Raw genomic sequence first — 15,281 nt, 5'->3', positions numbered from 1 at the left:
CCCGGCCCCGGCGGGCCGGGCGGCCGGGGGTGGGGGTGCGGCGTCTTTTCGGGCACAAACCGCCCGCTCAGTTCTGCGCGTCGCGCCAGTCGAGCCAGCGCTGCACCTCGGCGAAGTCGAGCTCGGGGCCCGTGATGCCGAGAGTGAAGAGGCGCACGCCGGCGGCGTGGAGCTCGTCGGCCTTCCGCTCGTCGCGGCCCTTCAGCTCGTTCGACACGACGAGCGACGACAGGTCGCGACCCTCCTTCTCGCCCCACTGCGCGAGGACGTCGAGCTTGCGGGCGAGCTCCTCGCCCTCCGTGAAACTGTGCCAGATGTCGGCGTGACGGGCGACGAGGCGCAGCGTCTTCTGCTCGCCCTTGCCGCCGATCATGACGGGGATGTCGCGTGTCGGCGCCGGGTTGAGCTTCTCCCACCGCCGCTCGATGCGCTCGAGCCCCGCGGCGAGTTCGTTCAGGCGCGAGCCGGGGGTGCCGAACTCGTAGCCGTACTCGTCGTAGTCGCGCTCGAACCATCCGGCGCCCGTGCCGAAGATGAAGCGGCCGGCATCGCCGCCCTTCGCGGAGATGTGGTCGACCGTGCGGGCCATGTCGGCCTGCAGGTCGGCGTTGCGGTACGAGTTGCAGTTGACGAGGCATCCGAACTCGACCCGCTCGGTCTGCTCGGCCCAGGCGGCGAGCATCGTCCAGGACTCGAAGTGCGTGCCGTCGGGGTCGCCCGAGAGCGGATAGAAGTGGTCCCAGTTGAAGAGGATGTCCACGCCCATGTCCTCGAGGCGCGTGACGGCGTCGCGGATGGTCGGGTACGAGGAGTGCTGGGGCGCGATCTGCACGCCCAGCCGGACGGCGGTGTCGAGAAGAGGCATGGCGCCAGCCTACGGGCGGCGCGGATGGCCGGCGCCGGCCGGGAGGGGCAGGATGGTCGCATGTCCGCTCCCGTGCCCCCGCTCGCCGAGGTCGTCGCGCAGCTGCGCGTCGTCTCACTCCCGCTCGCGACCCGCTTCCGCGGCGTCGACCATCGCGAGGCCGTGCTCGTCGAGGGCCCGGAGGGATGGGCGGAGTTCTCGCCGTTCCTCGAGTACGACGACGCCGAGGCATCCGTGTGGCTCGCCGCCGCGCTCGACTTCGCGTGGAACCCGCAGCCCGCCGCGCACAGGACGCGGATCCGCGTGAACGCGACCGTGCCCGCCGTGTCGCCGGCGGACGTGCCCGGCGTGCTCGCGCGGTTCGACGGCTGCCGCACGGCGAAGGTCAAGGTCGCCGAGCGCGGCCAGTCGCTCGACGACGACATCGCCCGCGTCGCGGCCGTCCGCGCCGAGATGGGCGCGGAGGCGCGCATCCGCATCGACGCGAACGGCGGCTGGAACGTCGACGAGGCGGAGCGCGCCGCGCACGCCCTGGCCGAGTTCGACCTGGAGTACATCGAGCAGCCGTGCGCGTCCGTCGACGAGCTCGCCGAGATCCGCCGCCGGCTGCGCGACTGGGACATCCCGATCGCGGCGGACGAGAGCGTCCGGAAGGCCGACGATCCGCTCCGGGTCGCACGCGCCGGCGCCGCGGACATCCTCGTCGTCAAGGCGCAGCCCCTCGGCGGCGTGCGGCGCGCGCTCGACATCGTGCAGGCCGCGGGGCTCCCGGCGGTGGTGTCGAGCGCCCTCGACACGTCGGTCGGGCTCTCCCAAGGCGCGGCGCTGGCGGCGGCCCTGCCCTCCCTCGAGTTCGACTGCGGGCTCGGGACGGCGGCGCTCCTCGCCGTCGACGTGGCAGAGCCCCGCCTCGCCGCGGCGGGCGGCGTCATCCCCGCGTCGCGTGTGGAGCCGGAGGCCGAGCTCCTCGACGCGCACGCGGCGGGCTCCGACCGTGTCGCATGGTGGCGCGAGCGCGTGGCGCGGTGCCACGCGCTGCTCTCATAGCTGTACTGCCCAGGGACACCTAGCGGCGGGGCGAGCGCGGAGGGTGCGGGTCGGCCGGTCGCCCCGCCGAGGCGACGAACACCGGCACGGTGCGCCGCGCGAGACCGAGCCGGTACTGCAGCTCCCCCTGGGCCAGTGCGGAGTCGAGCACCTCCGAGTGCGGCGCGAACGCGACCCCGCGGGCCGCCGCCTCCAGCCAGACCCGCTGCAGCGCCCTGCCGGCCTCGAAGACCGTCTCCGCGGGCAACCCCAGCGGTCCGTTCAGCACGCGGGTGAGCGCGGCCCCCGCGCCGAGGTCGAGCTCGTCCGACTCGACGGCGAGCACGAAGTGGTCGGCGTTCGCGGCGTCGCCCGCCCGCTCGACGGGCAGCTCGAGCAGCGCGCGGCGGGCGATGTCGCCGCCGACGCGCGCGAGCCGCGCCGCGGCGTCCCGCAGCCGCCGCCGTCGCGTGAACGGCGCGGCGACCGCGGCGAGCGGGCGCGGCAGCAGCAGCACGCGGTCGCTCAACCCGTCGACGTCGTATCGCGGATGGTGCGGCGACAGCCGCAGCCAGGCCGCCAGCTCCTCGGCGACGCCCGGCCGCGTGAGCGTGTCGGCCGTGCCGAGCGCGGACAGCCGGCGCAGGTCCTTCGCGGGCAGCGGCACGAGGCGCATCCAGCTCGGGAGGACGGCGGCGACCGACTCCGCGAAGCCCGGCACGCCGCGCAGGTCGCCCCGGTACGTCAGACGCCGCCCGAGCGCCGACCGCTGCGACGCGATCTCCCCGCCCAGCCGGATGCGCGCGACGGGTCCGCGGCGCACGGCGCGCGCGACGACGTCGGGATCCGACAGGTCCGGCAGCGTCTCGACCTCGATCGCACGGCCCTCCGACCGCGCAGCGGCGGCCGCCGTCTCGGTCCAGGCGCCGAGCGCGAGGAGCGTGTCGCGGCCCGTGGCGTCGCCGGCGGGCAACGTGCGCCCCGCCGCGACGCCGAGCTCGACGACGTCGCCCACGACGCGGGCATCCCAGGGCTGGGTGTTGTGCGCCGACGGCGCGAGCGCTGCCGCCGCGACGAGGGCCTGCAGATCGGTCATGCGTCCTCCCGGGGCGCGTCGGTCGTCCGGCGGTAGAAGACGGTGGAGTGCAGCGGGCGGCCGCCGAGGCGCTCGATCGGGCGTGCGGAAGCCCGGTTGCCGCGGCCGATGTACGTCGTCCGCAGCGTACGGTACCCGCCGTCGCGCAGGCGCACGGCGAGCGCCCGCCAGAGCAGGCCGGCCACGCCCCTCCCCTGCCGCTCGGGGACGACGCCGTGGATGACGAGCACGGCGTCGCGTCCGCGGCCTCCCCGCAGGAGCCGGGCGATCTCGCGCAGGCCGACGCGGCCACCGGATGTCCGCAGTACGTCGACGGGATCGGGCACGACGAGCGCGAACCCGACCGGCTCGCCCGAGCGCGCGTCCTCCGCGACGAGCCACAGCCCGGGGTCCATGAGGCCGACGAGGCCGCTCGTCGCGTCGCGCATCTGCGCGGGCGAGATCTCCGTGTAGTACGGCAGCTGTGCGAAGGCGGCGTTCACGAGCGTCCGCAGCCGGGCGACCTCCCCCGGGAAGCGCAGCCGCGACGCGCGGCGCAGCCGGACTCCCGCCGCGGCGAGCTCGTCGGCCGTCGGCGCGGCGGGCTCCGGGGCGTCCCGCAGCTGCGCGATCCACGTGTCCGATTCGTTCCAGGTGCCGAACCCGGCGTCGGCATAGACCTCCGGCACCCACTCCGGGTTCCACGCGCCGTCGAAGAAGCCCGGCTCGTCGAAGCCGCCCGTAATCACCCCGCCCGTCTGGTTCGGCAGGAGCGAGACGGGTCCGAGCACCTCGGCGCTGCCATCCCGCCGTCCGCGCTCGACGACGAGCTCCAGCAGCTCCCGGAGGTCGTCGCGGGTCCGCGCCCACGTAGCGCCGAAGAGCGTCGCGCGCGTGCCGAGCTTCGCGTCGAGGGCTCCGTCGCGGTGGATGGTCGTGCGCCCCACGGTCTCGTCGCCGCGCCGGGCGAGGTGCAGCTCGACCGGCCCGTCCGCCGCGGCCGAGCCGTCGAACCAGGCGCGCACGTCGGCCTCGAGGAGCGGCACGGCGAGATGCGCGGGGTCGTCGCGGCGCGAGACGGCGAGGAACTCCTGCAGCTGCGCCTCGGTCTCCACGCGCTCGAGACGCAGCGGCGCGCTCGCGGATGCCGCGCCGTCCTGACGCGCGAGCTCGGCCGGCGAGGAGAAGATCCGGATGAAGCCGCCCGTCGCGTTGACGGTGTCGCGCACGATCCACTGCATGAGGTGGCGGTGCTCGGGCATCCGCGCGAAGCGCATCATGTCGTCGCGGGTGCGGTAGGTGGCGAGCGTGCCGAGCGTGAACGGCCACTGCGCGTAGACCCCGTGCCACACGCTGCCGGGCATGCGGCGCATCTTGCGGACCATCTGCCACCAGTGCCGGTTCGTCGCGATCCACGCGATCGGATGGCGGTACCGCGTCGCGCCGAGGAACATCGACTCGCTGTCGAACAGCGTCCAGCGCCGGGGCGGCACGGGAGCGCTGTCGCGGCGCGGGCGCTTCACGGGGCCGCCCACGGGAGGCGGCTCGCGATGCGCACGTTCCTCCGTGGAGGTGGGGTGGAAGCGCTCGTTGTGCGCCATGGAGCGGTCCTCCGCGCGCCAGACCCCGTTCGTGTAGCCGCGCTCCTCCGCGACGAGCAGCCGCGAGCGGGCGGGATGGGCGGCCGCCGCCGCCCGCGCGGCCTCCGCCGTGTCGAACAGGACGAGCTCTGCCCGGATGGAGCCGTCGCGCACGCGCCGACGCCACAGCACGCCGTCGCGGGCCTCCGAACGGCCCTCGACGAGGAGGAGCGCCGCGGCGCGGCCCTGCACGGGTGCCCGGGTGAAGTCGGTCGTGAACACGTCAGTCCTCCACGAGGTAGACGTTCTTGATGCGCGCGCTCCCGCCGGCGAACGGGCCGTCGCCGTGGGGGTGCACCTCCACCCGGAGGTCGCCCGTCGTGGGGTCCTCCGCGAGCGACTGCTCGAAGTCGCGCGAGACGGCCGCGAGGTGCGCGACGATGCCCGCCCGCGCCGCCGCGGCGAGCGCGTCGCGGTCGGCTGCCGACAGCACGGCGTCCTCGCGCAGCTCGACGTGGACGAGCGGGCGCTGCTCGTGGCCGTCGAGTTCGAGGAGCGCGAGCTTGAAGGAGGCGATGTCCGCCGCGAAGGGGTTGTCGCGGTAGAGGCCGTTCTCGATGTCGACGGGATAGAGGTTCGCGCCCATGTACGAGATGGTCGAGTCCTTCCGGCCGAACAGGAGCAGGAACGGCAGGCGCATGCGCTGCACGGCGAAGGCGCGGTGGAAGGCCCGCTGCAGCTGAGGGTCGAACGAGAGCTTCTCGACCACCTCCGGCAGCGGGACGATGCGCGCCTCGTCGCCGATGTTGTACCGCAGCTTGGGGCTCATGATCGAGGTCGACGTGAGCGTCGCGACGAGCTCGCCGCGCGCGTTGACCTCGAGGTACGTCTCGAGCGGGTTGTACTGGAACACCATGGGGATCCGCGTCTCGTCGGGGCCCAGGAGCGCCTGCCGCACCCGCTCGTCGGCGTACATCGACCGCCGCAGCCAGACCGCGGCGTCCGACTCGCCGCCCATCCCGATCGTGAGGTCGCTCGCGCCGTACCCCGAGTAGACGCGTCCGAAGCGCACCTCGAGGTAGTCGCGCAGCCCCTCCGTCATCGCCTCGCCGCCGACGAAGCCGTTCAGCCGGTAGTCGCGCCACGAGAACCACTCCTCGCGGTCGAGGCGGTCGCGCAGGTGCTTGAGGAACGGCGGGTACGCGCTCACGAGGTAGACGAACCGCGGCCCGAAGTGCCGGATGGTGTCGACGATCTTGTCGAGGTCGGGCCCGGTGTTCTTCACCATCGCGATCTTCGACATGGCGTGCCCCGTGTTCGTGCCCGTCGCCCACGCGCCCATCGAGAACGCGTTGATGCAGAACAGGCGCTTCGAGCCGAACAGGAGGGTGACGTAGCCCGCGACGTTGCTGTGGATGGTCTTCAGCTCGTCGCGCCCGCGCATCCAGTTGAACGGCGTGCCCGATGAGCCGGACGACTCGTCGACGACGGTGCCGACCGTCACGATCTCGCCGCGCCAGCATCGCTCGTCCTCGGGGTGGGCCGCCACGTAGCCGTGCTTGTCGGTCTCGGGGAAGGCGTCGAGGCGGAACCACCGGAACCGGAACCCGTGCGCCCGCAGATGCCGCTGGTACGCGGGGACGTCGAGGTTCGCGAGCTGGCAGATCATCCACGCCGTCGCGCGCGCGAACCTCTCCATGCCGGGCCGGTAGTGCCGAGCCGTCCACCGCCAGACGACGGGATGGACGCGGTACAGCTCGTAGGCGTTCGTGATCGCCTTGGCGCCGAGGCGCAGCAGCCCCTGCCGCAGGGCCGATCCCGGTCCGTCGAGCCCCGCGGGCCCCGGCCCCGTGTGCCTGCGCGCCATCGGCGTCCCCCTCCCGTCCGCGCCGACGCGGACCCCTGGGAGAAACCTAGCGCGTCAGCACTTCTCGATGATGAGGTGCACGACGCGGCCGACCTCGATGCTGCGCAGCTCGCTCGTCGCGGCGGCGTCGAGCCCGGCGATGGCCGCGCGCCCGGAGACGTCGCCCCAGACGGCGAGGATGATCCGAGCGGCCTCGTGGGCGGGCAGCCGGAGCACGAGCCCCCCGTCGTCGACGATCTCCTGGATGAGCTGCACGACCTCGTCGAGCATGTCGGCGTCCTGCGCGCGATAGGCGGCGGCGAACTCGGCGTCGCGCATGGCGTGGATGTTGATCTCGTGCATGAGGAGCGTGCTCACGCGGTCGTCGCCGATGACGTCGAGCACGCGGATGATCGACGCCGCGTCGTCGGCCTCCACGCCGAGCTCCTCCGCCACGTCGATCTCGGCGACGCGGACGCGGACGGCCGCGACGCGGTCGCGCGCGACGGCCTTGGCGAGCTCCAGGAACATCTCGTCCTTCGACGCGAAGTTCGAGTAGAAGGCACCGCGGGTGAACCCCGCCCGCTCGCAGATGCGCTCGACGGAGGCCTCTCCGAGCCCCACCTCCGCGAACACCTCGGCGGCGGCGTCGAGCAGCCGCGCGCGCGTGTTCTCCCTGCTGCGGGTCGCACCCTCCGCCATCCCGGTCCTCCCGTCGTCGACATCCCACCGTCTCACACCGCGGACTCAGCCACGCGGCGCGCGAACTCGATTACGATACACACTTGTATCGGATACAGCGCTGTATCGAAACCCCCTCACTCCCGGAGGCGCATCCGTGTCCACCCTGCTGTCATCGCTCGGCCGATGGTCGTTCCGGCACCCCTGGCGCGTGCTCGGCTCGTGGCTCCTCATCCTCCTCGTCGTGGGCGGCGGCGCGCTCGGCCTCAACAAGGGCTTCGAGAACAGCTTCTCCATCCCCGGCACCGAGGCGCAGGAGGGGCTCGAGCAGCTCAGCCGCACCTTCCCGCAGGTCTCGGGCACGGCGGCGCAGTTCATCGTCGTCGCGGCCGACGGCGACGACATCGATGACGCCGCGTACCGCGAGCCCATCGAGGAGAAGGTCGACGAGCTCGCCGACTTCCCCGGCATCGAGGGGACGACGTCGCCCTACAGCGAGCTCGTCGACGGCCTCGTCTCGGACGACGGCACGGCCGCCATCGTGCAGGTGCAGTTCTCCGGGCAGAGCACGTCGATCTCCGACGAGACGAAGGACGACTTCGCCGACGCCGTGCACGAGCTCGCCGACGCCCTCCCCGACGGCGCGACGCTCGAGCTCGGCGGCGACCTCTACGCGACCGAGCTCCCCGCGCTCTCGATCGTCGAGGCCGTCGGCGTCGTCATCGCGCTGCTCGTGCTCATCGTCACGTTCCGCTCGTTCGTGCTCGCGGGCCTCCCGCTCGGCGTCGCCCTCCTCGGCGTGGGCGTCTCGATGCTCGGCATCCTCGCGGCCACCCAGTTCGCGACGGTCTCGTCGACGACGCCCATGCTCGCGCTCATGCTGGGCCTCGCGGTGGGGATCGACTATGCGCTCTTCATCGCCGCGCGGCATCAGGACCAGGTGCGCGAGGGCGTCGACCCGGAGGAGTCGGCGGCACGCGCGACCGGGACGGCGGGTTCCGCCGTCGTGTTCGCGGGCGTCACGGTGCTCATCGCCCTCATCGGCCTCGGCTTCGCGAACATCCCCTTCCTCACGACGATGGGCATCGCCGCGGCCGTCGCCGTCGCGATCGCCGTGCTCATCGCCGTCACCCTCACGCCCGCCTTCCTCGGGTTCGTCGGCGCGCGGGCGCTCGGCCGCCCCCGGCGCTCACGCCGGCGGGCGTCCGCCTCCGCGGGGCCGGCATCCGAGACGACGCCGGAGGCCGCGCGCCCCGGGTTCGCGACCCGGTGGGTCAGGGGCGTGACGCGCCATCCGCTCGTGACGACGATCGCCGTCGCCGTCGGGCTCGGCATCGTGGCCATCCCGTCGGCGCAGCTCGGCCTCGCCCTGCCGAACGCCGGCGTGCTGCCGGAGGACAACGAGGCACGGCAGACCTACGACCTCGTGGGCGAGCACTTCGGCGAGGGCTTCAACGGCCCGCTCATCCTCACGGGGACGATCGTCACCTCGGACGACCCGCTCGGGCTCATGGAGGACCTGGGCGACGCCGTCGCCGAGATCGACGGCGTCGCCGAGGTCGCCCTCGCGACGCCCAACGAGACCGCCGACACCGGCATCGTGCAGATCATCCCGGAGACGGGGCCATCCGACCCGGCGACGAGCGAGCTCGTGCGCGAGCTGCGCGCCCACCACGACGAGTGGCTCGACGAGTTCGGCATCGACCTCAGCGTGACGGGCTTCACGGCGGTCTCGATCGACATCTCCGACCGGCTCGGCGAGGCGCTGCTGCCCTTCGGCGTCTTCGTCGTCGGCCTGTCGTTCATCCTGCTGATGATCGTCTTCCGGTCGATCTGGGTGCCGCTCAAGGCCGCGCTCGGCTACCTCCTGTCGATCGTCGCGGCGTTCGGCGTCGTCGCCGCCGTCTTCGAATGGGGATGGGGCGCCGACCTCCTGCACGTCTCCCGCACGGGACCCGTCATCGCGTTCATGCCGATCATCGTCATGGGCGTGCTGTTCGGGCTCGCGATGGACTACGAGGTCTTCCTCGTCTCGCGCATGAGGGAGGACTTCGTGCACGCCGCCCGCCGGCTCGGGCGCACGAACCAGGTCGCCGTCGACGCCGTGCACAGCGGCTTCGCGGCCTCCGCGCGCGTCGTCACGGCGGCGGCCGTCATCATGTTCGCCGTCTTCGCGGCGTTCGTCCCCGAGGGCGACAGCAGCATCAAGCCCATCGCGCTCGCGCTCGCCGTCGGCATCGCGGTCGACGCCTTCCTCATCCGGATGACGCTCGTGCCGGCCGTCATGACGCTGCTGGGGCGCCACGCCTGGTGGATGCCCGCATGGCTCGAGCGGATCCTGCCGCACTTCGACATCGAGGGCGAGGCGGTCGAGCGCGAGCGCTCGCTCGCCGACTGGCCGGAGCCCGGATCGACGGCCGTCGTCGCGGCCGACGGCCTCGTCATCGCGGATGGCGACCGCCGGGTCGTCGAGGACGTCTCGCTGCGCGTCGCCCCCGGCGAGGCGCTCGTCGTCGCGCACCGCGACCCGCGGGCCTCCCGCGCCCTGCTGCTCGCCGTCGCCGGGAGGCTGACGCCGGCCGACGGCCGCCTGCGCGTGGCGGGGCACCTGCTCCCCGGCCGCGCGGCCTGGGTGCGCCGGCACGTCGGCGTCGCCCTGCTCGACGGCGCGGACGACCCGTTGGCCGCCGTCCGATCCGCGCTCGCGGGCGGCACGCAGCTCGTCGTCGTCGACGGCGTCGACACGCTCACCGCGGCCCAGGCCGACCAGGTCGCCGCGGCCCTGCGCGACGCCGCGCATGCCCAGGATCCGACGACGCCCCTCACGGTCGTCGCCTCCGCACGGGAGGTCGACGCCGCGACCGCCCTGCTGCGCTCGGCGGGCTTCGACGCCCCCGCCGTCTCCGACATCGACACGCTTCCCGAGAAGGTGACCGCATGACCCGCTCCCCGCTCCCCATCGAGCGCGCGAACGCCCGAAAGCCCGTCACCTGGCTCACGGTGCTCGGCGTGCTCGCCCTGCCCGCGCTCCTCGGGGGCGTGCTCGTCGGCTCGCTCAACGACCCCGTCGCACAGCTCGACAACATGACGGCCGCCATCGTGAACGTCGACGACGGCACCGAGATCGACGGCCAGACGGTGCCGCTCGGGCGGCAGCTCGCGGCCGGCCTCGTGGAGGGCGCCGACGACCTCGACAGCAACCTCGACTGGGTGCTGTCGAACGAGGACGACGCCGCCGACGGCATCGCCGACGGGACCTACCAGGCGGTCATCACCATCCCGGAGGACTTCTCCGCGGCGGCGATGTCGTCGGCGCAGTCTCTCTCCGGCGAGGACGCCGAGCCCGCGCAGGCGACGATCGAAGTCGAGACGGCGCCCGACGCGCGCATCGTCGACGGCGCCATCGCGAATCAGATCGCGGCCGTCGCGGCCTCGACCCTCAGCTCGACCCTGTCGGAGTCGACACTGGAGAACGTCTTCATCGGCTACACGACGCTCGGCGACCAGCTGGGCGACGCGGCCGACGGCGCGACCCAGCTCGCCGACGGAGCCGGCGAGGCGCAGGACGGCGCGCTCCAGCTCGCCGACGGCGCGGGATCGGCGCAGGAGGGCGCCGTGCAGCTCGCCGATGGCGCGGGCGAGGCGCAGGACGGCGCGCTCCAGCTCGCCGAGGGCGCGGCGCAGGCGCAGGACGGGGCGCTCCAGCTCGCCGACGGCGCGGGCTCCGCGCAGGACGGCGCCACGCAGCTGTCGGACGGCGCCGGTCAGGTCGCCGACGGCATCGGACAGCTCGGAACCGGGGCGGGCGCGCTCGCGACGGGAGCCGATGAGCTCGCGACGGGCGCGACGGAGGCCGCGACCGGCGCGACCCAGCTCGCGGACGGCGCGGGCCAGCTCGCGACGGGAGCCGCGCAGCTCGCCGACGGCATCCGGCAGGCGGCCTCGGGAGCGGCAGAGATGCAGACCGAGCTCGACGGCGGCGCCGCGGCGCTCACCGCGAGCGGGCTCGTGCCCGACGAGCTCTTCACGGCGGCCGACGGCGCGGCGCAGGCGACGACGGGCGTGTCCGACGGGCTCGACGGGCTCGTCGCGGGCTGCGCCGCCTCGGGGGCCGCCGCCGAGTACTGCGCGCAGCTCTCCACCCTGGCCGGTGCCGCCGACCAGGCGGAGCAGGCGGCGGGCGGCACGGCGACGGGTCTGTCGTCCTTCGACGCCGAGGCGACCACGACGCTCGCGGGCCAGCTCCAGGAGGCGGCGGCCGGTGCCGGCGCCCTCGCCGGAGACGAGGGCCTCGGCGCGCTCGCGACGGGAGCCGACGACATCGCGACCGGCGCGACCGGGCTCCAGACGGGGGCATCCGACCTGGGCGACGGCATCGGACAGCTCGCCACGGGCGCGACGCAGCTCGGCGACGGCGCGCGCGAGCTGCAGGGCGGCACGACGCCGCTCGCCGCGGGCGCGACCGAGCTCGCCACGGGCGCGACCGAGCTCGGCGACGGCATCGGACAGCTCGGCGACGGCGCCACGGAGCTCGGCGACGGCATCGGACAGCTCGCCACGGGCGCGACCGACCTGGGCACCGGCATCGGACAGCTCGGCGACGGCGCGACCGAGCTCGGCGACGGCATCGGACAGCTCGCCACGGGCGCGACCGAGCTCGGCGACGGCATCGGACAGCTCGGCGACGGCGCCGCGGAGCTCGGCGACGGGCTCGGCCAGGCCGTCGACGCGCTGCCGTCGTACACCGACGACGAGGCCGCCTCGCTCGCGAGCGCCGTCTCCTCCCCCGTCACCTCGAGCGCGGGCGACCTGGAGCTCTTCGGCGCATCGGCCATCCCCCTGCTCGTCGCGGTCGTGCTGTGGTTCGGCAGCCTCGCGACGTTCATCGCGCTGCGCCCCGTCACCGCGAGCGCGCTGACGTCGCGGCGCTCGTCGGGAGCGCTCGCGGGACGCGCGCTGCTTCCCGGTGCGCTCATCGGCCTCGCGCAGGGCGCCCTCGTCGCGGGCGTCGTGCAGATCGCCGCCGGCTACGAGGCGGCGGAGTTCTGGGCGCTGCTCGGCATCAGCGCGCTCGCCGGCGTCGCGTTCGCGGCGATCAACCAGGCGCTCGTCGCCGTGCTCGGCGGAGCAGGACGCTGGGTGTCGGCGATCGTCGGGACGCTCGCCGTCGCGACGGGCATCGTCTCGACGACGCCCGGGCTGCTGGGCGATCTCGCCTCCGCGCTCCCGACGGCTCCCGCGTACGACGCGCTGCTCGCCGTCATCGCCGATGCGGGCGGCGCGGGCGCCGCCGTCGCGGGGCTCGTGGTGTGGGCCGTGCTGGCGTTCGTCGCGACGATCCTCGCCGTGACGGCGCGGCGCACGGTATCGGCGAAGACCGTGCTCGCGGGCTGACCGCCCGCGCAGCGGCGGAGGCCCTCCCGGGCCCCCGCCGCAGCGCTACCCTGAGCGCATGACCGCGCTGACGCTGCACACGACGATCCACGCCCGCGGGCCCGCCGCGGCCATCCTCCTGGACGACGCGCAGGTGGCGGCGCTCGGGTCCGCGAAGAACCCGCCCGTCGTCGTCACGATCGACGGTGCCACGGCACGGCTGCGCATCGCGCGGATGGGCGGCGAGAACATGCTCGGGCTCAGCAAGTCGGCCCGCGCGCAGCTCGGCGTCGAGATCGGCGACGAGGTCGATGTCGAGATCGCGCTCGACGACGCCGGGCGGACGGTGGAGGTGCCGCCCGAGCTCGCCGCGGCGCTCGCGGCCGACGGGGTCGCGCGCACGGCGTTCGAGGCGCTGTCGTTCACGCGCCGCAAGGAGATCGCCCGCTCGATCGCCGAGGCGAAGCAGGAGGCGACGCGCACCCGCCGCCTCGAGAAGGCGCTCGCCGATCTGAGGGAGTGAGGACCTCGCCCGGTTCCGGCGCCCTCTCCCCTCGCCCCAGGTCGCACTTCCCGCCCCGAAACCGCCCCGAACGGCCGCGAACTGCCACCCGGGCGAGAGACGACCTCCCCCAGGTCGCAGTTCCCGCCCCGAAACCGCCCCGAACGGCCGCGAACTGCAACCCCGACGAGACACCACCTCGCCCAGGTCGCACTTCCCGCCCCGAAACAGCCCCGAACGGCCGCGAACTGCCACCCGGGCGAGACACCACCTCGCCCAGGTCGCAGTTCGCGGCGGCGGATCAGGCGGCGGCGAGCACCGGCTCCGCGACGGCGTCGACGCGACGACGGGCGAAGGTCTTGAGGACGACGACCGCGAGCGCCGTGACGATCGTGCCCGCGACGACCGAGAGGGCGAAGCCCCAGATCGGGTCGATCGCGAACGCGACGAAGATGCCGCCGTGCGGCGCACGGGAGCCGACGCCGAACACCATCGACAGCGCACCCGTGACGGCGCCGCCGAGCATGGAGGCGGGGATGACGCGCAGCGGGTCGGCCGCGGCGAACGGGATCGCGCCCTCCGAGATGAACGACGCTCCGAGCAGCCATGCCGCCTTGCCGTTCTCGCGCTCGGGCGCGGTGAACGCCTTCGGCGCGAGGATGGTCGAGGCGAGCGCCATGCCGAGCGGCGGCACCATGCCCGCCGACATGACGGCGGCCATGATGAGGTACGGCACGGTGTTCGTCTCGGACGCGGCGCCGAGGCTCGCGACGGCGAACGCGTAGGCGACCTTGTTGACGGGGCCGCCGAGATCGAAGCACATCATGAGCCCGAGCACGAGGCCCACGACGACGATGAGGCCGGAGGCGGCGAGGCCGTTGAGGCCATCCGTCATGGCCGACATGAGGGCCGCGATGGGCCATCCGAGGAACAGGATGAGCAGACCGGACGCGAAGATCGACCCGAGCAGCGGGATGATGACGACGGGCATGAGCCCGCGCAGCCACCGCGGGACGCTCAGCGATCCGAGCCACCACGCCGCGAGTCCCGCGAGCACGCCGCCCACGATGCCGCCGATGAAGCCCGCGCTCATGAGCACGGCCACGGACCCCGCGACGAATCCCGGCGCGATGCCGGGCCGGTCGGCGATCGCGAAGGCGATGTACCCCGCGAGCGCCGCGACGAGGAAGCCCATCGAGATGCTGCCGATCTGGAAGAACACGGCGCCGAGGTACTCGAGGAGCCCTCCCGCCGGCAGGTTCCACAGGGCGTTGCCCACGACGATCTCGCCCGCGTTGTCGGTGATGTCGAACCCTCCGAAGAGGAAGCCGAGCGCGATGAGGAGACCGCCGCCCGCGACGAACGGGATCATGTACGACACGCCCGTGAGGAGCACGCGCTTCACGCGCGCCCCGGCCGACTCGCGCTGCTCGGGCGCCGATGCGGCATCGGCCGATCCGCTCACGCGCTCGGCCGCCGGATCCTGCGCGGCGGAGACGGCCGCCTCGATGAGCTCGCCCGCGTGCTCGATGCCGGCCTTCACCGAGCGGCGCACGACGGGCTTGCCCGCGAAGCGCTGCGGCTCGCGCACGTCGACGTCGACCGCGAAGATGACCGCGTCGGCGTCGCGGATGGTCTGCGATGCGAACGGGTCGAACCCGCTCGAGCCCTGCGGCTCGACGGCGAACTCGACGCCGGCCTTCGTGGCGGCTGCCGTGAGCGCATCGGCCGCCATGTAGGTGTGCGCGATGCCCGTCGCGCAGGCCGTGACGGCGACGATGCGCGCGGGGCGTCCGTCGATCCGCAGGCCGTCGGCGGCGACGGGAGCGGGAGCGGGCGCCGCGACGGGAGCGGACGCGGCCTCCTCCTCTCCGATGGCGCGGCGCACGATGCCCACGGCCTCCTCGGCCGTCGACGCGGCGCGCAGGGCGGAGAGGAAGTCCTCGTCCATGAGATGCCGCGCGAGCGACGACAAGACGGCGAGGTGCTCCTCCGCCGCCGTGTCGGGCGCGGCGATCATGAACACGATGTCGGCGGGGCCGTCGTCGGCGCCGAAGTCGACGCCGGGGCGCAGCCGGGCGAAGGCGAGCGAGGCGGCCGTCACCGTCGCGCTCTTCGCGTGCGGGATGGCGATGCCGCCCGGCAGGCCCGTCGCGTCGGTCTCCTCGCGCGCCCACGCGGCGGCGAAGAGCACGTCGGCGTCGACGGCCCTGCCCTCGGCGACGAAGCGCGCCGAGAGGGCGCGGAGCACGGCTTCCTTGTCGTCTCCGAGCGGCGCGTCGAGGCTGACGAGCCGCGGGGTGATGGTGGACGGTGTGGTGGACACGGGGCCC

General features: G+C 74.0%; 10 protein-coding genes. 4 read left to right on the top strand and 6 right to left on the bottom strand.

The genetic code is table 11. The annotated features are described in order from the left end of the window. Nucleotides 1-67: 67 nt before the first annotated feature. The gene (locus ACWGPF_RS00150) at nucleotides 68-865 is read right to left on the bottom strand and encodes an LLM class F420-dependent oxidoreductase (RefSeq protein WP_452330881.1); all 798 of its coding nucleotides are present in this window, start codon (nucleotides 863-865) and stop codon (nucleotides 68-70) included. Nucleotides 866-925: 60 nt separating this feature from the next. Between ACWGPF_RS00150 and ACWGPF_RS00145 the strand changes: the two genes are divergently transcribed. Then, on the top strand, nucleotides 926-1,912 hold the full coding sequence (locus ACWGPF_RS00145; RefSeq protein WP_452330880.1) for an o-succinylbenzoate synthase: 987 nt from the start codon (nucleotides 926-928) through the stop codon (nucleotides 1,910-1,912). 19 nt (nucleotides 1,913-1,931) lie between these two features. Here the strand turns inward: ACWGPF_RS00145 and ACWGPF_RS00140 are convergent, their stop codons facing one another. The 4 genes from ACWGPF_RS00140 to ACWGPF_RS00125 are packed head-to-tail and all read right to left on the bottom strand — an operon-like array spanning nucleotide 1,932 to nucleotide 7,094. Beyond that, nucleotides 1,932-2,987, bottom strand: coding sequence for a hypothetical protein (locus ACWGPF_RS00140; RefSeq protein ID WP_452330879.1), 1,056 nt, complete (start codon nucleotides 2,985-2,987; stop codon nucleotides 1,932-1,934). Next, nucleotides 2,984-4,828, bottom strand: a complete 1,845-nt coding sequence (locus ACWGPF_RS00135) for an N-acetyltransferase family protein (protein ID WP_452330878.1) — start codon at nucleotides 4,826-4,828, stop codon at nucleotides 2,984-2,986. The genes ACWGPF_RS00140 and ACWGPF_RS00135 overlap by 4 nt, the downstream gene beginning before the upstream one ends. Nucleotide 4,829: 1 nt before the next feature. After that, nucleotides 4,830-6,413, bottom strand: a complete 1,584-nt coding sequence (locus ACWGPF_RS00130; protein ID WP_452330877.1) for a phenylacetate--CoA ligase family protein — start codon at nucleotides 6,411-6,413, stop codon at nucleotides 4,830-4,832. A 54-nt stretch (nucleotides 6,414-6,467) separates the two neighbouring features. Further along, complete coding sequence (locus ACWGPF_RS00125) at nucleotides 6,468-7,094, bottom strand: TetR/AcrR family transcriptional regulator (protein ID WP_345440021.1); 627 nt, start codon at nucleotides 7,092-7,094, stop codon at nucleotides 6,468-6,470. Between the two features lie 136 nt (nucleotides 7,095-7,230). On the opposite strand from ACWGPF_RS00125, the gene ACWGPF_RS00120 reads away from it, so the two are divergent. From ACWGPF_RS00120 to ACWGPF_RS00110, 3 genes are read left to right on the top strand one after another with little or no spacing between them, the layout of a single operon-like run. After that, a complete protein-coding gene (locus tag ACWGPF_RS00120) occupies nucleotides 7,231-10,014 on the top strand; it encodes an efflux RND transporter permease subunit (protein ID WP_452330876.1) in 2,784 nt (927 codons plus the stop codon). Beyond that, nucleotides 10,011-12,467, top strand: coding sequence for a YhgE/Pip family protein (locus ACWGPF_RS00115; protein ID WP_452330875.1), 2,457 nt, complete (start codon nucleotides 10,011-10,013; stop codon nucleotides 12,465-12,467). Before ACWGPF_RS00120 ends, ACWGPF_RS00115 begins: the two co-directional genes overlap by 4 nt. Before the next feature lie 58 nt (nucleotides 12,468-12,525). Continuing rightward, entirely contained in the window at nucleotides 12,526-12,969 is a 444-nt protein-coding gene (locus ACWGPF_RS00110; RefSeq protein WP_452330874.1) for a YdeI/OmpD-associated family protein, read from the top strand. A gap of 280 nt (nucleotides 12,970-13,249) precedes the next feature. Here ACWGPF_RS00110 and ACWGPF_RS00105 read toward each other — a convergent pair whose 3' ends face one another. Beyond that, nucleotides 13,250-15,274, bottom strand: coding sequence for a PTS fructose transporter subunit IIABC (locus ACWGPF_RS00105; protein WP_452330873.1), 2,025 nt, complete (start codon nucleotides 15,272-15,274; stop codon nucleotides 13,250-13,252). Between the last annotated feature and the right edge of the window lie 7 nt (nucleotides 15,275-15,281).

The sequence above is a fragment of the Microbacterium sp. NPDC055683 genome, assembly GCF_053617895.1.
The sequence above is the reverse complement of the archived record's forward strand: the minus strand, read 5'-3'. Positions and strand labels throughout refer to the sequence as shown.